The organism is Nocardiopsis listeri (assembly GCF_020741345.1).
GTDB lineage: Bacteria > Actinomycetota > Actinomycetes > Streptosporangiales > Streptosporangiaceae > Nocardiopsis > Nocardiopsis listeri_A.
On record NZ_DYZD01000079.1, the window covers coordinates 1 to 22,920 of the forward strand.

Consider the following 22,920-nt stretch of genomic DNA (forward strand, 5'->3'; position numbering starts at 1 on the left):
GTTACCAGGGTGAGCGGAACCAGGACCGGGATCGTCGTGGTGGTGGTTACCGGGGTGACCGGGATCGTCGTGATGATCGTGGTGGTTACGGGCGTCGTGATGACCGCGCTGGTGGCGGTGGCCGCGACTTCCGTCGGGACGACCGACGCGATGACCGGCGTGGGCCCCGTGAGGAGCGGGACCCTGCGGACGTCGCTCCGTCGCTGCCGGAGGAAGCCACCTACAACCAGATCGACCCGGAGACCAAGCGCGATCTGCACTCGCTGCCCAAGTCCCTGGCCGAGCTGGTCGGTAAGCACATCGTGGCCGCCGGCCTGTTCGTCGACGAGGACCCCGAGCGGGCCTACAAGCACGCCGCCTACGCTCGTCGCAAGGCCTCACGCCTGGCGACGGTCCGTGAGGCCTCCGGCATCGCCGCTTACACGGTCGGCAAGTGGCAGGAGGCCCTGGCGGACCTGCGCGCGGCGCGGCGAATGAGCGGTCGGGACACCTTCCTGGCGGTCATGGCCGACTGTGAACGGGGTCTGGGCCGCCCGGAGCGGGCTCTGGAGATCACCAACGACCCGGCCGGGAAGGACCTGGACACCGCGGACCGGATCGAGCTGCGCATCGTGGCCGCCGGTGCCCGTCGGGACATGGGCGACGTCAAGGCCGCGCTGGCCGAGCTGCAGGTGCCGGAGCTCAAGGAGCGCCGTGCCCGTCCGTACGTGGCCCGGTTGTTCTACGCCTACGCCGACGTCCTGGAGGAGTTGGGCCGTACCGATGACGCCCGCGAGTACTTCGCCCGGGCCTCTTCGGTGGACCGCGAGGGCATGACCGACGCCGACGAGCGTCTGGCCGCGCTTGAGGGTGTGGAACTGGTCGACCACGACGTCGAGGACGGGGTCGTCTGGACCGACGTCGAGGAGGACGCGGACCAGGCGGCCGAGGCCGACGAACGTAAGGGCCGGGACTGACCTTCCCCGAACCGATCGAAGCGTCGTCGGGTGGTGAGGAGCCACTCGGCGGCGCCGTCGTGCGTCTGGGGGAGGTGCCCGCCGAGTACGACTCGGTGGTGTGCCTGACCTACCTGGGGGAGCGCCCCTTGATGGTGCGCAATCGCAAACGGGCCTGGGAGTTCCCCGGCGGGCACCGGGAGCCGGGGGAGGGGATCTCCGACACGGCTCGGCGTGAGGCCTGGGAGGAGGCCGGTGCCACGCTCGGGGAGATCCGGGTCGTTGGCCACTACGTGCTGGCCAAGGGGCACACCACGGTGGTCACCCACGCCCGGGTGCGCGGGTTGGAGCCGTTGACCGGCCGTTTCGAGACCAGTGAGGTGCGCGCCTTCGACCGGCTGCCGTCCGACGACGAGCTGTCCTGGGCGGATGGTCTGTACGCGCACCTGCTCCGGATCCTGGACCTGCCGGGGGCGCCCTAGGGTTCAGGTTCTGCGGTAGGTCTGTTCGCTACCGACGACGCCGTACCCGAGTCGCTCGTTGATGGCGAGCATGGGTTCGTTGTCGGCGTGGTTGCCGGTGTAGGCCCGCCTGATGCCCTTCTCCCGTGCGAGGTGCAGTGCCTTGGTCTTGGTGTAGGCCGCCAGCCCACGCCCCCGGTAACCGCGCAGGGTGCCGGTCATCCCCGACTCCATCCGGCCCTCACCGTCGGACTTGTAACAGGAGATCGTCACGGGGACCCCGTCCAGTAGGAGCACAAGGCTGAGGTCGTTGTCGGCCAACGGGTTGTGCCACAGGACGCGGATCCAATCCTCGTAGGGCAGGAATCCGTTGTCGAGGCCGCCCGGTTCGTCTTCGCTGGTGGCCCTGTCGATCTCGTAGACGGGACGAGGGTCGTCGTCGAACTCCCGGAAGGTGCGCAGTTCGGCGCCCTCGGGCGCGGGCGGGGGCTCGGGGATCGTGGCCAGGTCCAGGCCGAGGATCCGGGCGTTTTCGGTGAGTTCGTATCCGCGTTCCAGGATCGCCCGCCGGAATCCCTCCCCACCGATCTGGACGCTCTCCTCGGCGGTGTCGGCGCTGAGGAACTCGGCACCGTCGTCGAGCAGGCGCCGTTCGGAGGTTTCCAGCAGCCGGTCGGGAAGGTCTCCGTCGACGAGTCGCGGTGTTACGGCGGCCATGTACGACTGTCCGTGCGTGCGCCCGTTCTCGTCCTCGTACAGACGCGAGAGGACGTGGCCGATCACCTGATCGCCCTCCACCGCGATGAAGCGTTGGTCCCGGAAGTACGTCAAGGGCCGGTCGAAGCGCTCCACCATGAGTGGTTCGGTGAACACCATGCAGGGGTAGGCCGTCCGGATGAGCGTGAAGGTCCGGGGGATGTCCGCGCGGCGCATCGGACGGATCTCGATCGTCATGCCGGGACACTACGTCGCGGTCGCCTGAGGACGCATCCGGTTTTCCCGCTTCAGGCGCGTTCCTCCTGGGCCTTCTTCTCGGCGGTGGCCTGTTCCTGGGCGAGCCGGTCCAGCCAGTGCACGATCCCGCCGACGTTGGCCTCGGCGCCGCTGAGGATGTCGAGTACCGCGGCGGCGTCGGGTGAGGCGTCCGGGGGCAGTGGTTTGTAGCGGGAGATCACCTTGTCCTTGACCATGGCCACGGCGTGGTCCAGGTCCCCGCCGGTGTCCTGGGAGTCGCGGACGGTCTCCACCCACAGGCGTAGTTCCCGCTCGGCCCGGTCGAGTTTCTCGCCGACCCCGTCCACCGCGCCGAAGTGGGAGAACATCAGGCGTTGGGGGCCGATGTCACCGAACAGGCGCAGGGTGCTCAGGCAGGCGTTCATGTCGAAGTCCGGTGGCGGGGTGGCGGGGCGGAGGTCACCGGTGAGCGGGTTGTACACGCCGAGGGCGTCGCCGACGTACAGGTCGCCGGTGGCGGTGTCGACCAGGCCCATGTGGTGTTTGGCGTGGCCGGGCGCGTAGTGCGATACGAGTTTGCGTCCCCCGCCGAGGTCGATCTCGCCGGTTTCGGCGACCGAGCGGATGCGGGACGCGTCGGTGGGGTGCATGTGCCCGAAGAGGGTCTCCAGTCGGTCGCCCCACACCATCTTGGCGCTGGCCATGAGCCGGCTCGGGTCGGCCAGGTGTCGGGCGCCGCGTTCGTGCACGACGATCTCGGCGTTGGGGAACAGTGCCGCCATGTCGCCGGTGCCGCCGGCGTGGTCCAGGTGGATGTGCGTGACCACGATGGTGGCCAGGTCGGCGGGGGAAAGGCCGAGTCGGATGACGGCGTCGCGCAGGACCGGGGCGGAACCGGCGGTGCCGACCTCCACGATGCAGGGCCGCTCGGTGCGGATGAGGTAGGCGGACACCACCCCCGGGTACCCGGCCAACATCGTGTCGATGGCGTAGATCTCGTCGCCCAGGGGGGTGATCCCCTCGGGCAGGTCGTCGGTGTTCACTTCTTTGTGCACGTCCGAGCACCCCTGTTCTACCGTTGCGGACCGAACCCGACTCTAGGGCACGGGGTCCGACCGGTCCCGTGGCGGGGGTCACCCGGGAGTCCGGGTTATCCACAGATTCCCGAACGGCCTTTTCCGGAACCCTGCCGGCGGGGATCCTGGGATCAGCGCGCGCACCAGGTCATCCTCTATCGGGAAGGTCCCTCGTGCTCATCCGGAACCCCGCCGAACCCAAGGACACCACCAAGGACAGGACCGAGGACCAGGGTCACCTCAACCAGGTGTTGGTGGTCGGGCGGATCACCGCCGCGCCGACCGTGCGCGAACTGCCCAGTGGAGATCGGTTGGTCTCCTGGCGGATCGGGGTGGCCCGCCCCGATGATCCGCGGCGTTCCGGGCCCCGGTTGGACTCGCCGACCCTGGTCTCCTTCGAGGAGCCGATGATCGATCGGGTCCGGGAGTACCGGGTCGGGGAGGTGATCCGGGTGACGGGGGCGCTGCGCCGTCGGATCTGGCGCGGTCCACACGGGGTGCGCAGCATCCTGGAGGTGGAGGTGAGGACCGTCGACCCCGAACGGAGGGCCGAGGGGTGAGGCCCGGGCCTACCAGCCCAGAACCCGCAGGGCGGCGGCCACCGACTCCCCGGTGGGGTCGATGGACTCGTCGGCCCACACCGCGTCGCACAGGGCGCGTAGTCCGTCCAACCGGTCGCCGCTTCCGGACAGCTCGACCGAACCTCGGCCGTTGGTGGCGGTCCAGCCGCCGCACTCGGATCGATGGCCTCGTCGCAGTGGGCCGGGGTGGGTCTCGTTCATCCCCGACACGTCCCAGGACAGATAGCGGGGACGTTGATGGGTCGGGGCGGCCACCAGGTCGCGGGGTGTGGCGACCCCGGACAGCACCAGCAGCCCGGCCGCGCCGTGTGCGGTGGCGCCCTCGATGTCGGTGTCCAGCCGGTCACCGACGATCAACGGGTCGGTGGCCCCGGTACGGAGCATGCCCTCCTCGTGCAGGGGGCGCATGGGCTTGCCGGCGATCACCGGTTCCACACCGGTGGCGTGTGCGATGACGCGCACGAAGGATCCGTTGGCGGGGGTGATGCCCCACTCGCCGGGGGCGGTGGCGTCGGCGTTGCCGGCCACGTAGAAGGCGCCGCGTGCCACCGCCAGCGCGCCTTGGTCGAGGAGTTCGCGGTTCATGGTGCGGGAGAAGCCCTGCACGACGGCCACAGTCGACTCGTCGGCGACGGTGACGGGCCGCAGCCCCACGCGACGTACCGCCTGCCTCAGCCCGGTGTCGCCGACCACGAGGACGTCCGAACCGGAGGGGAAACGTTCGGCGATCAGTCGGGCTGCGGCCTCCGCGGAGGTGACGACGTCCTTGGGGGAGGCGGGAACGCCCAGGTGGGTGAGGTGTTCGGCGATCCGGGCGGGGGTTCGTCCGGCGTTGTTGGTGACGAAGGCGACCTTGGCGCCGGTGGCGCGTGCCTTGCCGATCGCTTCGGGAGCGGCGGGGACGGCTTCGGCGCCGATGTAGACCACGCCGTCCAGGTCCAGGAGCATCGCGTCGTGGAGCTCGTTGAGCGGGCGGTCGGCTGCCTGGAGGGACATGGAGATCGGCCCGTCTTTCCGTGCGGTGATGGCGGTCGCTTCCAGGCTAGGCGGCTCCGTCTCGCGGGGCCTCTCCCCGAGGTGTGTGGTCCGTCGCAGCGGGGGTGCGGTGTTCGGTCAGCCAGTCGGTGGCGAAGCGCACCGCCTCGGCCAGGGGGAACAGGCGTGCGGTGGTGGCACCCACGGTGCCGACCGTGACCGTGCCCGTCTGTTCCAGGTCCGTGCCCAGGGCGGCGAAGTCGTCGGAGTCGAAGGCGATGTCCTGGACGCTCACCCAGGTCCGGCCGCCGTCGGGGGCCTGGGCCGCGCACGAGGTGTCGGTCCGGGTCGGGGCCGGTACCCGGTATTCGGCCAGGTGGAAGGTGGTGCAGGTGTCGTAGCCGACGCCCAGCAGCAGGATGTGGGCGCCGGAGTCCGCCAACCTGGCCAGGGGTGACTCCTCGCCCAGGGCGGAGCCGAGTGGATGGGGATGCATGAGGTGGTGGGCGTCGGGGCCCAGCGCCGCGAAGGAGGTCTGTGGATGGGGGCTGCGTACCGCTCCCGGCCAGGTGCGCACCATCTCCGAGATCCGACCCATGTGGGCGCCGGGGGTGGTGAGGGGGTCGAACGCGGGTGTGTGTTCGCGGATGGTCGGCCACCAGGACTCGGGTACCGGTGGGTTCCGCCACCCGGAGGGGTCGGTGTTGTCCGAGGTCTGGGTGGGCACGACCAGGTTCCCTCGGGGGCCGACCGCGTCCATCAGGGCCTGCACGACGGCCTGTTCGGCGCCGCACACCCATCCCAGGGAGCCGAGGGAGGAGTGCACCAGGAGGGAGTCGCCGTGGCGTACACCCAGCCGGATCAGGTCCCGGGTCAGGAGTTCACGGGTCTGGGGGTGGTCGGCGGTCATCTCGGGGTTCTCCTCGGTCGGGGTGGTCAGTCCAGTACCCGCATGACCAGGCCGGTGCGGGGTTTGGGTCCGAAGGAGGTGGACTTTCGGGGGGTGAGCTCGCCTCGGTCGGCGACGGCGTAGACCTGTTCCACCCGCAGTGAGGGCACGATGACGGCGGTGCCCTGTTCGGTGCGGGCGACGGCCATGGCCTCGGTCGGGTCGTCGTGCACCATGCGCACCTGTTCCTCGGGGAAACGCCACAGGGGTAGCAGGACCTCGTGCAGGGCCGCGGTGTCCAGGTGCCGCCACTCGGACGAGTGTCCGGGCATGGCCCGAGACAGTGCTTGTTCGGCGAAGTCGTGTACCAGGTGGGCGGTGCCGTCGGGGTCGGCCACGAGCAGGGCGGGGGAGTCCACGCCGTCCAGGTGGGCGGGGTCCGCGTCGGGAAGGGGGGAGACGGTGGCGATGGCGCGGGCGTCGTCCAGCGCCCGCGTGGTGTCCAGCCCGGGCAGGACACGGTGGATGGCGCCGAGCCGGGGCGGGTGGGCGTCGCTGTCCACCAGGAGTGCCAGCCCGTACCGCCAGCCGGGGTCGGTGTGTTCGTCGCGCAGGCGCCGGTATGCGGCGTAGCGGTGGTGTCCGTCGGCGATGAGGGCGGTGCGGGTGGCCAGGTCCTCGGCGACGCCGCGCTGGACGTCCGGGTCGGTGATCGCCCACAGGCGGTGTCGGGCTCCGTCGCCGGTACGGGTGGAGATCAGTGGTGTGCCCTGGGCGGCGGTCTCGGTGGCGGTGGAGGCGGCCCCGTCCTCGCCTCGGTAGACCAGGAAGATCGGTTCGAGGTTGGCGCGGGCGGCGCCCATCAGCAGGAAGCGGTCGAGTACGGGGGGTTCTGCCACGTCCTCGTGTGGTCGCACCGCCGGTGTCTGCTCTTCGTCCTCGGGGAGCCCGAGGGCGCCGATGAGTCCGCGCTGGAGGCGGCCGTCCGGGGTGATCTGCTCGTACACGTACAGGGCCGGTTCGGGGTCCTGGGCGAGGTAGCCGTCGTCGATCCAGCTGCGCAGTAGGGTGGCGGCGCCGCGGTAGCGGTGGGCGGCGGCGTCCTGGCGGGACAGCTCGAAGGGGAGTGTGACCCTGGCCGCGTTGTGCGGGTCGGAACGCTGGAGTTCGCGCGCCTCTCGGGCGTCGGGGATGTCGTAGGGCGGGGCCAGGAGCCGGGAGACGTCGAAACCGTCGTCGATGAAGCGGTCGACGTCGGGCGCGGCGTAGCGGAGGCCGCGAAGGGGGGCCAGGTCAAGAGATCGGCGTGGCATCTCAGAAAGGTATCGCCCCGGCGGGCCCGTCGGGGCACCGCCCGGATCAGAGCAGACGGCGCAGGCGCAGCAGATCGCCGAGGCCCGCGTCGATCTTCAGACGACGCCCGAGCAGGGCCTTGGCGGGGTCCAGGCGTTCCTCGGACAGGGCGACGAAGTCCTCGCTGGAGACGGTCACCGTGACCTGGGGCCTGGGGGCCGGCGTGGAGCGCGGCCGGTGGGTGACGTCGGTGAGGCCGTCGATGGTCAGGAGCATGTCGAAGACGGTGTCCAGGTCGGGGACGACCACGCTGACGGTGCGTTCGCGGATGTGCCGGCGGCGTCGGTCGAGGGGTTCCCGCAGGAGACGCTCGTTGGCCCGGGCGATGCCTTGCAGGCACGCGTCGATGCTGCTCATCGGATCATGATGCCGTATCGGCGCGGAGATCGTCCGTTCGCGTGTCACCCGGACCGTGGGAACGGTAGCGTTGGCGTCGTCCCCCGGAACGAGGTCCCTCCCTCACCCGCGCCCTCTTTTCGTTCTTTTCCTCCCGCGGTCCCATCAAGGAGCACGTCATCATGGTCGTCGACGCGGTACGCACCTACCTCGATGCCGCCAATGGCCTCACCGAACTCTCCCGTAAGGAGGCGGTCGCGGCCGCCAAGGCGTTGTTGCGGGCCGGTGGCGCCAATGGTGTGTCGGCTCCCTCGGTGGACGGTGCGCAGGGCCCGCCGCCTCGGGTGGGCCAGAACATCCAGGCGTTGGCCGGTGAGCTGATCGAGACCAGCCAGGCGAACCGGACGGCCATCGCCGAGCTGGTGCGCGCCGAGGTGGGGCGCGCTTTGGAGCGGTTGGACGTGGTTCCGCGCGCCGAGCACGACCGGGTGGTGCGCCGGGTCGCGGAGTTGGAGCGTCGCCTGGGCGCCAGGTACGCCGTGGAGCGGACACCGGGCCGGCCGGAGCCGGTGGCCGTGGAGGAGCCGGTGAAGGAGGAGGCCCCCGCGCCCGAACCCGTATCCGAAGCCGTATCCGAATCCGAAGCCGCCGAGGGTCCGGCCGACGGGATCGAGAGCGGGGCCGAGTCCGAGGCCGCTCCGGTCGAGCAGTCGACCGCTCCCCGCGCCAAGACCGCAGCCGGGGCCAGGACCGCCGCCAAGCCCGCGGCCAAGAACACCCGCTCGCGCTCCACCGCCAAACGCACCACCAAGGGCAAGAGCGCCAAGAAGTGAACGATAGTGTCGGGACGTGAGCGAGGGACGGGGGCCGCATGGGCGCCGACGAGCAGGCCGAGGCCTTGGCCGAACAGACCCTTCGGGCGACCAGGGAACGGTTGGCCGGACTGGACGATGTGCCCACGCACGAGCACGTAGCGGTCTTCGACGCCCTGCAGCAGGAGTTGTCCGGTGTGCTCGGCGCGCTCGGGCAGGGGTCCCAGAGCGGGCGATAACGCCCGGTACCCTAGGTGACCATGGCAAAACGTAGTCGGCTCGACGCGGAACTGGTCCGCCGCGGTCACGCACGCTCTCGCGGTCACGCGGCCGAGATCATCGAGAACGGATTCGTTCTGGTGTCCGGGATGGTCGCCTCCAAGGCCGCCACCCGGATCGGGACCGACCAGCCCATCGTGGTGCGCACCCCTTCCGAGGAACCGACCTATGTCTCTCGTGGGGCGCACAAGCTCATCGGTGCGCTGGACGCGTTCGAGTTCTCGGTGAAGGGGCGACGTGCCCTGGACGCGGGTGCCTCCACCGGCGGGTTCACCGACGTGTTGCTGCGGCGAGGCGTCGACCGCGTCATCGCGGTCGACGTCGGCTACGGGCAGCTGGCCTGGTCGTTGCGCAGCGACGATCGGGTCGAGGTGATGGAGCGCGTCAACGTTCGCGAACTCGCCCCCGAGCAGATCGACGAACCCCGACCCGACCTGGTGGTGGGGGATCTGTCGTTCATCTCCCTGAAGCTGGTTCTGGGTCCGCTGCGCGAGTGCGTCGACCCGGACGCGGACTTCGTGATGATGGTCAAACCCCAGTTCGAGGTCGGTAAGGATCGCGTGGGTCCGGGCGGTGTGGTGCGTGAGCCGGTGCTGCGCGCCGAGGCGGTGTCCGACGTGGCCGCGCACGCCCTCACCTTGGGTCTGGGGGTGGTGGACGTGGCCGCCAGCCCCCTTCCCGGGCCCTCGGGCAACGTCGAGTACTTCCTGTGGATGCGGGCCGGTGCCGATCCGTTGGACCCCGCCCGGCTCGAACGGGCGATCGAGGAGGGGCCGGCCTGAGGGGCGTGGCCCATGGTCGTAAGTGTCCGGTAGCGTGACCCGGCCGGGTCCGGGCGAGGCATCCGGTCGGTACCAGTGCTCCCGACCGGGAGTGAATGTAAGGGGACGGCGATGACCGGCGGACGCAGTGTTCTGCTGCTGGCCCACACCGGTAGACCCGCGGCTGTGCGCAGCGCCCGGTTGGTCCACGAAAGGCTCAGTGGGGCCGGGCTGACCGTTCGCATGCTCAAGAGCGAGCTGGAGAACCTGGCGGCCGAGGGTTGTGAGCTGTCCCCGGTGGAACCGGTGGAGGGCCCCCGCGCCGCCGAGGGTGTGGAACTGGTCATGGTCCTGGGTGGTGACGGCACCCTGTTGCGGGCGGCCGAGATCGCTCGACCCGCCGGGGCGCCGCTGCTCGGTGTCAACCTCGGGCACGTCGGTTTCCTCGCCGAGGCCGAACGCGAGGACCTGGGCGCCACGGTGCGCAGTGTGGTCCGGCGGGAGTACGTCGTTGAAGAGCGCATGACCCTGGACGTGGCGGTCTTCAACGGTGGTCGTGGCGATGGGGCGCCCCCGGTGCGTTCTTGGGCGCTCAACGAGGCGACCTTGGAGAAGGCCGACACCCGGCGGATGCTGGAGATGGTCCTGGAGGTGGACGGGCGTCCCCTGTCCAGTTGGGGTTGTGACGGTGTGGTGTGCGCGACCCCCACCGGTTCCACCGCGCACGCCTTCTCCGCGGGCGGTCCCGTGGTGTGGCCGGATGTGGAGGCGTTGCTGGTGGTGCCGATCAGCGCGCACGCTTTGTTCGCCCGCCCCCTCGTGGTGGGTCCGGACGCGACCGTGGCGCTGGAGGTGCTGCCGGACACCACGCCGGGCGTGCTCTGGTGCGATGGACGGCGTATGGTCGAATTGCCCGCGGGGGCACGAATCGAGATCACCCGTGCCGATACGCCTGTTCGTCTGGCCCGGCTGCACCGCGCGCCGTTCACCGACCGGTTGGTGGCCAAGTTCGGTCTGCCGGTCACCGGATGGCGGGGACGCGCCGGTCGCGAACGTTGAACGACTATTGCAGGAGAGGGTTCGGTGCTCGAAGAAGTCCGCATCCAAGGCCTCGGTGTCATCGACGACGCCGTGTTGGAGCTGTCACCGGGTCTGACCGTGGTCACCGGTGAGACCGGCGCGGGTAAGACCATGGTCGTCACGGGGCTGGGACTGCTCTTCGGTGGGCGCGCCGATCCCCAGCGTGTCCGGCCGGGTGCCGACCGGGCGGTGGTCGAGGGTCGGTTGACGGTACCCGAGGGCGGCCGGGTGGCCACCCGGGTGTTCGAGGCCGGTGGTGACATCGACGACGACGTGTTGATCCTGAACCGGACGGTGTCGGCGGAGGGGCGTTCACGCGCGACCATGGGCGGTCGTTCCGCTCCCGTGAGCCTGTTGGCCTACCTCGCCGACGACCTGGTGGCGGTGCACGGTCAGTCCGACCAGCAGCGTCTGTTGCGCTCGGACCGTCAGCGTTCCTCGTTGGACCGGTTCGCCGGTGACGACCTGGCCAGGGCGATGAAGCGTTACTCGGTGGCCTACCGGCGCCACCGTGAGATCTCGGCCGAGCTGGAGGAGTTGGTGGAGCGGGCGCGTGAGCGCGCCCAGGAGGCCGATCTGCTCCGGTTCGGGGTGGAGGAGATCACCGCCGCCGAGCCGTTGCCGGGTGAGGACGCCGAGTTGCTCGCCGAGGAGACGCGGCTGGCGCACGCCGACGGTCTGCGGGTGGCGTCCACCACCGCGCACGAGGCGCTCACCGGTGACCCGGCCGCCGCGGAGGTGCAGGCCGACGTGGTGGGGTTGTTGTCGGCCGCGCGTCAGGCGGTGGCCTCGGTCAGCGAGCACGACCCGGATCTGGCCGCGATCGGTGGCCGTTTGGACGAGGCGTCCTACATCATCACCGACGCCGCCACCGAGTTGGCGTCCTATTCGGAGTCGGTGGACGCCGACCCGGCCAGGCTGGCCGCGGTGCAGGAGCGTCGCTCCCTGCTCACCCAGCTTTCGCGTAAGTACGGTGAGACCACCGACGAGGTTTTGACCTGGGCGGAGAACGCGGCCAAGCGGTTGGCGGACCTGGACGGCGACGACGAGCGCATCGATGGGCTTCGCGCCGAGACCGAGGAACTGGCCGCCCGTATGGAGGAGGCGGCCGGTGAGCTCACCAGGATCCGTGAGGCGGCGGCCGAGCGGTTCGGTACGGCGGTCACCGAGGAGCTGACCGCGTTGGCGATGCCGCACGCCCGGGTGAGCGTGCGCATCACCACCGGTGAGGAGTTCGGTCCGCACGGGCGCGACGAGGTGGAGCTGTTGCTGGCCCCGCATCCGAGTTCGCCGCCGTTGCCGTTGCACAAAGGCGCCTCCGGTGGTGAGCTCTCGCGAGTGATGTTGGCCATCGAGGTGGTCTTCGCGGGGTCCGACCCGGTTCCCACTTTCGTGTTCGACGAGGTGGACGCGGGCGTGGGCGGTAAGGCCGCCGTGGAGATCGGGCGGCGTCTGGCCCGCCTGGCCCAGCGCGCCCAGGTGATCGTGGTCACGCACCTGCCGCAGGTGGCGGCGTTCGCCGACGCCCACCTGGTGGTGGAGAAGTCCACGGAGGGTCTGGTCATCGAGAGCGGTGTGGTGCTGCTGGACCGGGCCGGCCGTGTGCGTGAGCTTTCGCGGATGCTCGCGGGGCTGGAGGATTCGGAGCTGGGGCGGGCGCACGCCGAGGAGCTGCTGAGCAACGCCGACCCCGAACGGGCCTACCCGGCGGCCTGAACGATCGGCTCGACCTTCGCCGGTGTCCGGAATTCGGGCACCGGCAGTGCTTTGTCCCGAAAACGCCGCTCGGTCGACTGTTGTGACTCAGGGTGATGGCGGTCTGACAGTATGCCATCGATGAAGGTATTGCGATTCCGCCGCCCACGCGTGGAAGCCCCCGCCGGGCTGGTCGCTCCCGTTCGTTCGGACCGTCGAACCAAGAACCTGACCAGGCGCCTGCGTCCCGGCGACATCGCCGTGATCGACCACGTCGACCTGGACCGGGTCAGCGCGGAGGCGCTCGTGGGCTGCGGTGTGGCCGCAGTGGTCAACGTGGCTCCCGGCGTCAGTGGTCGCTATCCCAACCAAGGGCCCGAACTCCTCGTGGGCGCGGGCATCCCCCTGATCGACGACGTCGACCCCGAGGTGTTCACCCGTGTGCGCGAGGGCGAACGGCTGCGCCTGGAGGGCGACACCCTGTACCGGGGCGAAGAGGTGGTGGCCCGCGGAACCCGACAGGACCGGGCCTCGGTCGACGCCGCCATGGAACTCGCCCGCGCCGGGCTGGCCACCCAGCTGGAGGCCTTCGCCGCCAACACCATGGCCTACCTCCAACGCGAACGCGACCTGTTGTTGGACGGCATCGGCATCCCCGCCATCGGCACGGCCATGGAGGGCCGCCACGTGCTCATCGTGGTGCGCGGATACCACTACCGGGAGGATCTCGCGGCGCTGCGTCCCTACATCCGCGAGTTCCGTCCGGTCATCATCGGCGTGGACGGCGGCGCGGACGCGGTCATGGAGGCCGGGTACCGGCCCCACATCATCGTCGGGGACTTCGACTCCGTCTCCGACCGGGCCCTGGGCAGCGGGGCCGAACTCGTGGTGCACGCCTACCGTGACGGGCGCGCGCCCGGCCTGCAACGCCTGCGGGACCTGGACCACGAAGCCGTGGTCTTTCCCGCCACCGGTACCAGCGAGGACGTGGCGATGATGCTCGCCGACGGTGCCGGGGCCGCCCTCATCGTGGCGGTGGGCGCCCACGCCACTCTGGAGGAGTTCCTCGACAAGGGCCGGTCGGGCATGGCCAGCACCTTCCTGACCCGCTTGCGGGTGGGCGGCAAGCTCGTCGACGCCAAGGGCGTGAGTCGGCTGTACCGCTCGCGTATCTCCCCGTGGGCGCTGCTGGCCCTGGTGGCCGCCTGCCTGCTCACCATCGTGGTCGCCGCCTACTGCTCACCGGCCGGCCAGGTCTACCTCACCTTCCTGGCGGCGCGTTGGGACGCGTTCGTCTATTCGTCGACGGGGCTGTTCACGTGATCGACTTCCGTTACCACCTGGTGTCCATCGTCGCGGTGTTCCTGGCCCTGACGGTCGGGCTCGTGTTGGGCACCACCATGCTCCAGGACCCCCTGCTGGAGTCGATGCAGTCCGAGACCGCGGACCTGCGCGGCCAGAGCGAGGATCTGCGCGCCGAACGCGACGAGGCCGAACTGCTCAACGCCGGGGCGGACCGGTTGGCGGAGGCCACCGCCGGTGACGTGCTCACCGACCGGCTCAAGGGTGTGGAACTGGTGGTGGTCGCCGCGCCCGGAGCCGACGAGGACGTGGTCCACGGGTTGGGGGAGCGGGCCGAGGAGGCCGGCGCCGAGGTCGCCGGGCGTGTGCTGATGCGGGACGCGCTCTTGGCCGATGACGGGGCCACCTTCGTCGACGAACTCGCCCTGCAGGTCTCCGACGCTCCCACGGAGTTGACCGGTGGGCCCCATGACAAGGCGGGTGCGGAACTGGGTCGGGCCCTGGCGGTTCAGGGGGAGACCGACGAGGGCGGACACGACGCCGCCGCGGTCCTGGCCGCCTTCGAGGAGGGCGGTCTGATCACCGTGCAGGGGTCGCCCGCGGCCGTGGCGCGGGCCCTGATCGTGGTGGCACCCGCGGGTCAGGTCGAGGAGGACACCGAGGTCGCCACCACCGCGCTGATCGCGCTCGCCACGGCGATGAACCGGAAAGTGGGGGCCATGGTTCTGGCCGGGGGTTCCGAGGCCGCGCACGAGGGCGGGATCATCGCCCGGTCCCTGGCCGAGGACGCCTCCTACAGCACCGTGGACGTGGCGGGTCGCCCCGCCGGTGACGTGGTCGCCGTGCTGGCCCTGGCCGAGGCCGTGGAGGGGGGCCGTGGTGCCTACGGCGTGGGTGAGGGGGCCTCCGGGTTCCTTCCCGAACCCCTGCCCGAGGCGAGGAGCGGGGACGCCCCCTCGGAGATCGAGGTCGACGCCGCGGCCAGGACCGAGGAGTGAGCGCCGCGCGCGGTCTGGCCGGAGCCGCACTGGGAGGTCTGGCGGCCCACTCCGCCTACCGGTGGTTGACGCGGCGCCCTGACCGGCTCTGGGAGCGGGTGAACTTCCGCGGTCGTACCGTCACCCTGCAGGGAGGGACCGCGCTGGCGTCGGGGATGTGCGCGGCCATGGCCCTGACGCCCGGAACCGACCCGAGGGTGCGGGCCGCCTCGACGCTTGCGGCCGCCGGTGCCGCCGCCTTCGGTGCCTACGACGACCTGTCCGGATCGGCCGACACCAGGGGGCTGCGCGGCCACCTGGGCGCGCTGGCCCGAGGTCGGGTCACCACCGGCGCGGTCAAGATGGCGGGCATCGGCGCCACCGGTCTGGCCGCCGCGTCGTTGCTTCGGCGGGGCCCGGCCGACACCCTGGTCGACGGGGCCCTGATCGCGGCCGGCGCCAACCTGGTCAACCTGTTCGACCTGCGACCCGGACGGGCGGTGAAGTTCGCCCTGCTGGCCGCCGCCCCGGTGCTGACCACTCCGGCCGCGCCGCTGGTGGGGCCGTTGGTGGGGGCCTCGATCGCCCTGCTCCCCGACGAACTGGCCGAACGTTCCATGCTCGGTGACACGGGCGCCAACGCGTTGGGCGCCGCGCTGGGGGTGGCGGCCGTGGTGCGGGCCCCTCGACCGGTACGGCTGACCCTGCTCGGCGGAGTGATCGCCCTGACCCTGGCGGGTGAGGTCACGGGCTTCTCCCGGGTGATCGAACGTGTGCCGGTGTTGCGCCGCCTGGACCGCTGGGGTCGGTCGCCGACATGACCCGTGGTGTCGCCGCGGCGGCCGCGCTCATCGCCGTGGTCACCGTGGGGGCGAGGTCGGCGGGTTTCGGTCGCACCGTCGTCTTCTCCCAGACGGTCGGTGACACCTGCCTGGGCACCGCCTACGTCACGGCCAACCAGCTGCCGGCGGTCCTGTTCGAGATCGTCATCGGTGGGGCACTGACCGCCATGGTGGTCCCCGTCCTGGCGGCCGCGGTCCGGCGGGATGAGCGAGAGCGGGTACGGCACATCGTCTCGGCGCTGATCACCTGGGTCCTGCTGCTCTCCCTGCCCCTGGCCGCCCTGTTGGCTCTGGCCTCGGTGCCGGTGATGACGCTGATGTTGGGGGGCGGACCCGGTTGTGAGGGAGCCGCGCTGATCTCCCTGGCCGCGCGCATGCTCGTGGTGTTCGCCCCGCAGGTCGTCTTCTATGGGCTGGCCGCCGTGCTGTTCGGGGTGTTGCAGGCCCACCGGCGTTTCCTCGGCCCGGCTCTGGCCCCGTTGATCTCCAGTCTGGTGGTGGTCGCCGCCTACCTGGCCTTCGTTCCCCTTGGCGCCCAACACCGTCAGGAACCGGCGACCCTGCCCTTCCCCGCGGAACTCACGCTCTCGCTGGGGACCACGGCGGGGGTGGTGGCGCTGTTCGTCACGGCGCTGGTGCCCGCCCGGGACCTGGGGATCCGGCTCAGGCCGCGGCTGACCTTCCCGCCCGGGGCGGGGGAGCGGGTGCGGTCCCTGGCCACGGCCTCCCTGCTGCCGTTGGTGGCCATGCAGGCGTCGCTTCTGTTGGCGGTGGCGTTGGCCAACCGGGGCGGCGACGCGGGCGCGGCGGTGCACCACAGCTACGCGTGGGCGCTGTTCACCCTGCCCTACGGGGTGGTCGCGGTTCCCGTGGCCACCAGTGCCTTCACCGAACTGGCGGTGGCGCACGCCGAACACGACCGGCCCGGGTTCGCCCGATTGCTGGCGACCGGGGCCAGGGCCGTGGTGGTGATCACGGCCGCGGCGGGCACCGCGCTCGCCGCCGCGGCCGGCCCCCTGGCGGTTGCCCTCGCCCGGGTGGACCCTCTGCCTCTGGAGCGAGGACTGCTCGCCTACGCGCCCGGGGTGGTGGGCTACGCGCTGGTCGCCCTGTTGAGCCGGGCCCTGTACGCCTCCCATGACGGCAGGCGGGCCGCCATCGCTCAGGTCGTGGGGTGGTCGGTGGTCATGGCGTGCTCCTGCGCCCTGGTGTGGGCGGTGCCGGCCGGGTGGACGATCACGGGGTTGGGCGTCGCCACCACCGTCGGCACCGGTTCGGCCGCGTTGCTGCTGTGCGCCGGAGTGATGAGCGTGCACGGACGTGACAGTCTGGCCGGACTGCCCCGTTCTGTGGCGGCTGCGCTGCCGGCCGGGGTGGTCGGCACGGTCGCCGGCCGGGCCGTGGCCGCGTTGTCGGCGCCGACCGAGGTCTGGGCGGCCGTGGGGACGGCGCTGGTGTCGGGCGGGGTGGCGCTGGTGGTGTTCGGCGTGGTCGTGGCCCTGTTGGATCGGCCGGCGGTGCGTGTGGTGACGGGTCGGGCCCGGAAGGTACTCGAACGCAGGAGGGGGACACGGTGAACGGCAGGATCGCTCTGGTGGTCGGGACCAGTACCGGAGGTGTGGGTCGCCATGTGCGCTCGCTGGGGGCGGGGCTGCTCAGGCGCGGGCACCGGGTGGCGGTGGTCGGCCCGCCCGAGGTCGAGCGGGAGTTCGGTTTCACCGAGGTCGGGATGCGGTTCTCGCCGGTGCGGATCGGTACGGGTCCGTCGTGGTCCGATCCCGGGGCGGTACTGCGGTTGCGGGCCCTGCTGGGTGGTGCGGACGTGGTGCACGCGCATGGTCTGCGCGCCGGTGCCCTGTGCGCCCTGACCGGGGTGCGTCCGCTGGTGGTGACCGCGCACAACGGGCCGCCTCGGGCGCAGGGTCCGCTGGCCACGGCCTACCCGGTGCTGGAGCGGATCGTGGCGTTGCGCGCCGACGCCGTGTTGGGGGTCTCCGGTGACCTGGTGGAGCGGTTGCGGGCCGCGGGGGCCGAAGGCGCGCGCATGGCGGTGGTGGCGGCGCCGGAGACGGGGCGAGAGCTCAAGGGGCGTGAGGAGACCCGCCGCGACCTGGCGGTGCCGCCGGAGCGGCCGTTGCTGCTCACGGTGGCGCGTCTGGCCGAGCAGAAGGGGATCGACATGCTGTTGGACACGGCGTCGACGCTCGCCGACCGGACGCCCGAACCGGTGGTGGTGATCGCGGGGGACGGGCCGTTGCGGGGGGAGTTGCACGACGTGGCCGCCGAGATGGACGCGGACGTGCGCATGTTGGGCCGTCGCGACGACGTGGCGGACCTGTTGGCCGCCGCGGACGTGTTCTGTCTGACCAGCCGGTGGGAGGGCCCCTCCCTGGTGATCATGGAGGCGTTGCGGGCCGGACTGCCGGTGGTGGCCACCCGGGTGGGGGGCATCCCCGAGCTGTACGCGGGCACGGTGCTGATGGTGCCGCCCGGGGACCCGCGGGCGTTCGCCGCCGCGGTCGGTCGGGTGCTCGACGACCCCGGGCTCGCCGCCGACCTGCGCGCACGTTCACTGGAGGCGGCGCGGTCGTTGCCCACGGAGGAGGACGTGTTGGAGTCGGTGTGTTCGATCTACAAGACGGTGGCCCGATGGTGAGGACGTGGGGCAAGGAGCATGTGGCCTTCGGGGATGGGCGATACCGCCACCGGGGCGACTTCCACCCGGGTGCGGTTCATGGCATCCTGGGGACCGGCTCGGATGGCGTACCCTGTGTTGGTGCGCTTCTTGCGCCTGCTTCACCACGTGAGGGGAGTATCCCTGTCGCGGCGGCGCCGTCATCACGGACCACAACGATGTGTTCCCGGTTCCGTCGGTCCACACCTTTCGGGTGTGGGCGGGAGAGACCTCCGGTTAGTTTTCGTGCGCGCACAACGCTCGCGCGCACCGACCGGAGGAGAATCCGTCCGTGAACGTTCCCCTGTGGATCTGGGCTGCCACCATCGCGGCCATGATCTTGATCCTGGCCCTGGATCTGATCATCGTCGACCGTCCCTGGAGCAAGACCAGGGGCCCGATGGAATTCGGGATGAAGCAGGCCTCCTGGTGGGCGGTCTTCTACATCGGCCTCGCCGTGGTCTTCGGTCTCGGTCTCATGTACTTCGGCGGCGGCACCGCGGGTGCCGAGTACTTCGCCGGGTTCGTCACCGAGAAGAGCCTGAGCATCGACAACCTGTTCGTCTTCTATCTGTTGTTGACAGGGTTCGCGGTGCCCAAGAAGTACCAGCACGAGGTGCTGCTGGTCGGTATCGTCATCGCGATCGTGATGCGAGGCATCTTCATCGTCCTGGGCGCCCAGGTCATCAACGCCTGGAGCGAGGTCTTCTACCTCTTCGGCGTCTTCCTCATCTACACCGGTTACAAGATCATCCGGGATCACCTCAAGGGTGACGAGGAGGACAAGGACTTCACGCAGACCCCGGTGGTCCGTCTGGTCAAGCGTTTCTGGCCGGTGACGAAGGACTACCACGGTGCCAGCATGACGGTGAAGCTCGACGGCCGTCGCCACGTGACCCCGATGCTGCTGGTGATCGTCGCGATCGGCGTCATCGACCTGGTCTTCGCCGTCGACTCCATCCCCGCGATCTTCGGTCTGACCCAGGACGCCTACATCGTCTTCACCGCCAACGCCTTCGCCCTGATGGGTCTGCGTCAGCTGTACTTCCTGCTGGCCGGTCTCATGGACCGTCTGGCCTACATCAGCTGGGGCCTGTCGGCGATCATGGTCTTCATCGGTGTGAAGATGATCCTGCACGCGCTGCACGAGAACGGGGTGCACGTCATCGAGGTCGGCATCGGCACCTCGCTGACCGTCATCCTGGGCATCATGACCGTCACCATCATCGGCAGTCTGATCAAGTCGCGCTCGGACGACGGTGAGGACAAGCAGGTCGAGGTGGAGCCGGACGGCTCCACCGACCGCTCCTGAGCGAGCCCGAAAACTTCAAAGAACCTCGAATGTTCGAACGGTTGTTCGTCTATAGTGGTGGTGGCCTGACGCCGGCGCGTCATGGTCACCACCACTTCTGCTTGGTGGAAGAAACCGTCACGGGCGATCGTTAGTCTTGGCGGACGGGGGAGGCCTCCCCTCCCCACATCCCCGCCCTGGCCCGGATGGGCCTGCGACCGCCGCACCGCGAAGGATGTCTCACTCGATGGTCGAACAACTGGTGGTCCGTGGAGCACGGGAGCACAATCTCAAGGACGTCTCCCTGGACCTGCCCCGCGACTCCATGATCGTGTTCACGGGCCTTTCCGGCTCGGGCAAGTCCTCGCTCGCCTTCGACACGATCTTCGCCGAGGGCCAGCGCCGCTATGTCGAGTCACTGTCGGCCTACGCCCGCCAGTTCCTCGGCCAGATGGACAAACCCGACGTCGACTTCATCGAGGGTCTGTCGCCCGCGGTCTCCATCGACCAGAAGTCCACCAGCCGCAACCCGCGCTCCACCGTCGGGACCATCACCGAGGTCTACGACTACCTGCGTCTGTTGTGGGCGCGCGTGGGTGTTCCGCACTGTCCCGAGTGCCACCGCGAGATCGCCCGGCAGAGCCCTCAACAGATCGTCGACCGGGTCATGGAGATGACCGAGGGCACCCGTTTCCAGGTGCTCGCCCCGGTCGTGCGCGGACGCAAGGGCGAGTACGTCGAGCTCTTCAAGGACCTGCAGTCCAAGGGCTTCACCCGTGCCATGGTCGACGGCCGGGCGGTGCGTCTGGACGAGACGCCCAAGTTGGGCCGCTATGACAAGCACGACATCTCCGTGGTCGTGGACCGCCTCAGCGTCAAGCCGAGTTCCCTGGGCAGGCTCACCGACTCGGTCGAAACGGCCCTGAAACTGGCCGGTGGCACCATCATCCTGGACTTCGTCGACCTGGACGAGGGCGACCCCGAGCGCGAGAAGGTCTTCTCCGAGCACCTGTACTGCCCCTACGACGACCTGTCCTTCGAGCAGCTCGAACCGCGTTCCTTCTCCTTCAACGCCCCCTACGGGGCCTGCCCCGACTGCTCCGGTCTGGGAACCCGCATGGAGGTCGACGGCGACCTGCTCGTGCCCGACCCGGAGAAGACGCTCGCCGACGGCGCCATCGCCCCCTGGTCGGGCGGCCCGAACGGCGGCTACTGGGAACGCATCCTCAAGGCCCTGGGCGAGGCCATCGGCTTCGACACCGACACCCCTTGGGAGCGGCTGCCCCGGCAGGCCCGCAAGGCCATCCTCGAGGGGCACGACACCCAGGTCCACGTGAGCTACCGCAACCGGTACGGGCGCAGCCGTTCCTACTACACCGAGTTCGAGGGCGTGGTGCCCTGGGTGAAGCGTCGCCACTCCGAGGTGGAGAGCGACCACACCCGTGAGCGTCTCGAAGGCTACATGCGCAGTGTGCCCTGCCCCACCTGCGACGGCACCCGGCTCAAGCCGGTGGTGCTCGCGGTGACGGTCGGCGGCAGGTCCATCGCCGAGGTCGCCTCGATGTCGCTGAGCGAGAGCGCCGCCTTCCTGGCCGACCTGAAGCTGTCGGACCGCGACATGGTCATCGCCGCGCAGGTGCTCAAGGAGATCAACGCCCGCCTGGGTTTTTTGCTGGACGTGGGGCTGGACTACCTCAGCCTGGCCCGCTCCTCGGGTTCGCTCTCGGGCGGTGAGGCCCAGCGCATCCGCCTGGCGACCCAGATCGGCTCCGGTCTGGTGGGCGTCCTCTACGTCCTGGACGAGCCCTCCATCGGCCTGCACCAGCGCGACAACGCGCGCCTGCTGGAGACCCTGCAGCGGCTGCGCGACATCGGCAACACCCTCATCGTGGTCGAGCACGACGAGGACACCATCCGCGCCGCCGACTGGATCGTCGACATCGGCCCCGGGGCGGGCGAGCACGGCGGGCACGTGGTGGTCTCCGGCATCGTCGACGAGCTCTACACCGCCACCGACTCGCTGACCGGCGACTATCTGGCGGGGCGGCGCGTCATCGAGCTGCCCGAGAAGCGTCGGCCCCTGACCAAGGGACACGAACTGGTGGTGCGCGGGGCCCGGGAGAACAACCTCGAGGGCATCGACGTCACCTTCCCGTTGGGCGTGTTCACCGCGATCACCGGGGTGTCCGGTTCGGGTAAGTCCACGCTGGTCAACGAGATCCTGTACAAGGCGCTGGCCAAGGAGCTCAACGGTGCCCGCGACGTGCCCGGGCGGCACCTGCGGGTCAACGGCATGGGCAAGGTCGACAAGGTGGTGCACGTCGACCAGAGCCCCATCGGTCGCACCCCGCGCTCCAACCCGGCCACCTACTCCGGGGTCTTCGACCACGTGCGCAAGCTGTTCGCGCAGACCACCGACGCCAAGACGCGTGGCTACCAGCCGGGCCGGTTCTCCTTCAACGTCAAGGGCGGCCGATGCGAGTCCTGCTCCGGTGACGGCACGCTCAAGATCGAGATGCAGTTCCTGCCCGACGTGTACGTGCCCTGCGAGGTGTGCCATGGCGCCCGGTACAACCGGGAGACCCTGCAGGTGAAGTACAAGGGCAAGAACATCTCCGAGGTGCTGGAGATGCCGATCGCCGAGGCCCTGGAGTTCTTCGAACCGATCAACGCGATCCGTCGTCACCTGCAGACGCTCGTGGACGTGGGTCTGGGGTACGTGCGGCTGGGACAGCCCGCCACCACGCTCTCCGGTGGTGAGGCCCAGCGGGTCAAGCTCGCCTCCGAACTGCAGCGTCGGTCCACCGGCAAGACCGTGTACGTGCTGGACGAGCCCACCACCGGTCTGCACTTCGAGGACATCCGCAAGCTGCTGGGCGTGCTCGACAGACTCACCGAGAGCGGCAACACCGTGATCGTCATCGAGCACAACCTCGACGTGATCAAGACCGCCGACCACGTCATCGACATGGGCCCCGAGGGGGGCTCCGGTGGTGGCCTGGTGGTCGCCCAGGGCACCCCGGAGGAGGTCTGCGCGGTCGCGGAGTCCTACACCGGACGCTTCCTCGCCAAGATGCTCTGAGGCCGTCGTCGGGTGGGGGCCGGGACGGGGCACCCCGCCTGGGCTACTACAGTTCGTAGTGGACTTACAGGCGCAGGTGAGGAGCGTTCGGTCGTGGCCGAAATGAGGACATGCGGGTGCGGAATGAGCAGGCGGCGTCTGCTCGGTGCGGCGGGCGCGGCCACGGCCGTCGGCGCCGTGAGCGCCTGCGGGGAACCTCCCGAACCGCAGGAGGTGCGCCGCGGTCAGGTGATCGGCCAGACCACCGAGGTCCCCGAGGGCGGCGGAACGGTGTTCAGCCACAGCAAGCTGGTGGTGACCCAGCCGGAGAAGGGCGAGTTCAAGGCCTTCGACGCCGCCTGCACCCACGGTGGTTGCACGGTCCAGGAGGTGGACAAGGAGCTGATCCGGTGCCTGTGCCACGGCAGCGAGTTCGACTACACCTCCGGTGAGCCGGTCTCCGGGCCCGCCCAGGACCCCTTGGCGCCGTTCACCGTCACCATCGACGGCAGCGACATCATCCTGGACTAGGACATCGCGGATCCGACATGAGGGAGCCCCGATCGGTCGCGACCGGTCGGGGCTC

The 22,920-nt window shown here is 70.2% G+C and carries 22 protein-coding genes; 16 read left to right on the plus strand and 6 right to left on the minus strand.

What is annotated here, in order from left to right; genetic code table 11:
- Together K8V84_RS05210 and K8V84_RS05215 are read left to right on the plus strand one after the other, a co-directional pair.
- Nucleotides 1–956 (plus strand): hypothetical protein (locus K8V84_RS05210; protein WP_304071106.1); only part of this gene is annotated, 956 nt, incomplete at its 5' end.
- Between the two features lie 59 nt (nucleotides 957–1,015).
- Entirely contained in the window at nucleotides 1,016–1,417 is a 402-nt protein-coding gene (locus tag K8V84_RS05215; RefSeq protein WP_304071109.1) for an NUDIX domain-containing protein, read from the plus strand.
- 3 nt (nucleotides 1,418–1,420) lie between these two features.
- Here the strand turns inward: K8V84_RS05215 and K8V84_RS05220 are convergent, their stop codons facing one another.
- Nucleotides 1,421–2,350: a GNAT family N-acetyltransferase gene (locus tag K8V84_RS05220; RefSeq protein ID WP_304071111.1), complete on the minus strand. Its 930-nt coding sequence runs from the start codon at nucleotides 2,348–2,350 to the stop codon at nucleotides 1,421–1,423.
- Nucleotides 2,351–2,400: 50 nt separating this feature from the next.
- Nucleotides 2,401–3,405, minus strand: coding sequence for an MBL fold metallo-hydrolase (locus K8V84_RS05225; protein ID WP_304071113.1), 1,005 nt, complete (start codon nucleotides 3,403–3,405; stop codon nucleotides 2,401–2,403).
- Between the two features lie 194 nt (nucleotides 3,406–3,599).
- Here K8V84_RS05225 and K8V84_RS05230 point away from each other — a divergent pair, with 194 nt between their 5' ends.
- Nucleotides 3,600–3,986: a single-stranded DNA-binding protein gene (locus K8V84_RS05230; protein WP_304071115.1), complete on the plus strand. Its 387-nt coding sequence runs from the start codon at nucleotides 3,600–3,602 to the stop codon at nucleotides 3,984–3,986.
- A gap of 9 nt (nucleotides 3,987–3,995) precedes the next feature.
- Here the strand turns inward: K8V84_RS05230 and K8V84_RS05235 are convergent, their stop codons facing one another.
- The 4 genes from K8V84_RS05235 to K8V84_RS05250 are packed head-to-tail and all read right to left on the minus strand — an operon-like array spanning nucleotide 3,996 to nucleotide 7,581.
- Complete coding sequence (locus K8V84_RS05235; RefSeq protein WP_304071117.1) at nucleotides 3,996–5,003, minus strand: HAD-IIA family hydrolase; 1,008 nt, start codon at nucleotides 5,001–5,003, stop codon at nucleotides 3,996–3,998.
- A 46-nt stretch (nucleotides 5,004–5,049) separates the two neighbouring features.
- On the minus strand, nucleotides 5,050–5,892 hold the full coding sequence (locus tag K8V84_RS05240; protein ID WP_304071119.1) for an AAC(3) family N-acetyltransferase: 843 nt from the start codon (nucleotides 5,890–5,892) through the stop codon (nucleotides 5,050–5,052).
- Between the two features lie 26 nt (nucleotides 5,893–5,918).
- The gene (locus K8V84_RS05245; protein WP_304071121.1) at nucleotides 5,919–7,184 is read right to left on the minus strand and encodes a DUF1015 domain-containing protein; all 1,266 of its coding nucleotides are present in this window, start codon (nucleotides 7,182–7,184) and stop codon (nucleotides 5,919–5,921) included.
- A gap of 46 nt (nucleotides 7,185–7,230) precedes the next feature.
- The gene (locus K8V84_RS05250) at nucleotides 7,231–7,581 is read right to left on the minus strand and encodes an SCP2 sterol-binding domain-containing protein (RefSeq protein WP_304071123.1); all 351 of its coding nucleotides are present in this window, start codon (nucleotides 7,579–7,581) and stop codon (nucleotides 7,231–7,233) included.
- A gap of 161 nt (nucleotides 7,582–7,742) precedes the next feature.
- Here K8V84_RS05250 and K8V84_RS05255 point away from each other — a divergent pair, with 161 nt between their 5' ends.
- The 13 genes from K8V84_RS05255 (at nucleotide 7,743) to K8V84_RS05315 (ending at nucleotide 22,865) form a co-directional block, all read left to right on the plus strand.
- On the plus strand, nucleotides 7,743–8,393 hold the full coding sequence (locus tag K8V84_RS05255) for a membrane fusogenic activity family protein (protein ID WP_304071125.1): 651 nt from the start codon (nucleotides 7,743–7,745) through the stop codon (nucleotides 8,391–8,393).
- Nucleotides 8,394–8,431: 38 nt separating this feature from the next.
- Nucleotides 8,432–8,611, plus strand: a complete 180-nt coding sequence (locus K8V84_RS05260) for a hypothetical protein (protein WP_304071127.1) — start codon at nucleotides 8,432–8,434, stop codon at nucleotides 8,609–8,611.
- A 21-nt stretch (nucleotides 8,612–8,632) separates the two neighbouring features.
- The gene (locus K8V84_RS05265) at nucleotides 8,633–9,433 is read left to right on the plus strand and encodes a TlyA family RNA methyltransferase (RefSeq protein WP_304071130.1); all 801 of its coding nucleotides are present in this window, start codon (nucleotides 8,633–8,635) and stop codon (nucleotides 9,431–9,433) included.
- Between the two features lie 111 nt (nucleotides 9,434–9,544).
- Entirely contained in the window at nucleotides 9,545–10,471 is a 927-nt protein-coding gene (locus K8V84_RS05270; RefSeq protein ID WP_304071133.1) for an NAD kinase, read from the plus strand.
- Nucleotides 10,472–10,495: 24 nt separating this feature from the next.
- The gene (gene recN, locus K8V84_RS05275) at nucleotides 10,496–12,208 is read left to right on the plus strand and encodes a DNA repair protein RecN (protein ID WP_304071136.1); all 1,713 of its coding nucleotides are present in this window, start codon (nucleotides 10,496–10,498) and stop codon (nucleotides 12,206–12,208) included.
- Between the two features lie 129 nt (nucleotides 12,209–12,337).
- Nucleotides 12,338–13,510 carry a putative cytokinetic ring protein SteA gene (gene steA / locus K8V84_RS05280; protein WP_304071175.1) on the plus strand — a complete coding sequence of 391 codons (1,173 nt, stop codon included), beginning with the start codon at nucleotides 12,338–12,340 and terminating at the stop codon, nucleotides 13,508–13,510.
- On the plus strand, nucleotides 13,507–14,487 hold the full coding sequence (locus tag K8V84_RS05285) for a copper transporter (protein WP_304071139.1): 981 nt from the start codon (nucleotides 13,507–13,509) through the stop codon (nucleotides 14,485–14,487). The genes steA and K8V84_RS05285 overlap by 4 nt, the downstream gene beginning before the upstream one ends.
- On the plus strand, nucleotides 14,484–15,287 hold the full coding sequence (locus K8V84_RS05290; RefSeq protein ID WP_304071142.1) for a hypothetical protein: 804 nt from the start codon (nucleotides 14,484–14,486) through the stop codon (nucleotides 15,285–15,287). The genes K8V84_RS05285 and K8V84_RS05290 overlap by 4 nt, the downstream gene beginning before the upstream one ends.
- On the plus strand, nucleotides 15,284–16,885 hold the full coding sequence (gene murJ / locus K8V84_RS05295; RefSeq protein WP_304071145.1) for a murein biosynthesis integral membrane protein MurJ: 1,602 nt from the start codon (nucleotides 15,284–15,286) through the stop codon (nucleotides 16,883–16,885). Before K8V84_RS05290 ends, murJ begins: the two co-directional genes overlap by 4 nt.
- Nucleotides 16,882–17,964, plus strand: a complete 1,083-nt coding sequence (locus K8V84_RS05300; RefSeq protein ID WP_304071147.1) for a glycosyltransferase family 4 protein — start codon at nucleotides 16,882–16,884, stop codon at nucleotides 17,962–17,964. The genes murJ and K8V84_RS05300 overlap by 4 nt, the downstream gene beginning before the upstream one ends.
- 310 nt (nucleotides 17,965–18,274) lie before the next feature.
- Entirely contained in the window at nucleotides 18,275–19,294 is a 1,020-nt protein-coding gene (locus tag K8V84_RS05305) for a TerC family protein (protein WP_304071150.1), read from the plus strand.
- Nucleotides 19,295–19,520: 226 nt separating this feature from the next.
- Entirely contained in the window at nucleotides 19,521–22,355 is a 2,835-nt protein-coding gene (gene uvrA / locus K8V84_RS05310; protein WP_304071153.1) for an excinuclease ABC subunit UvrA, read from the plus strand.
- Nucleotides 22,356–22,478: 123 nt separating this feature from the next.
- On the plus strand, nucleotides 22,479–22,865 hold the full coding sequence (locus tag K8V84_RS05315; RefSeq protein ID WP_304071156.1) for a Rieske (2Fe-2S) protein: 387 nt from the start codon (nucleotides 22,479–22,481) through the stop codon (nucleotides 22,863–22,865).
- The last annotated feature ends 55 nt before the right edge of the window (nucleotides 22,866–22,920 follow it).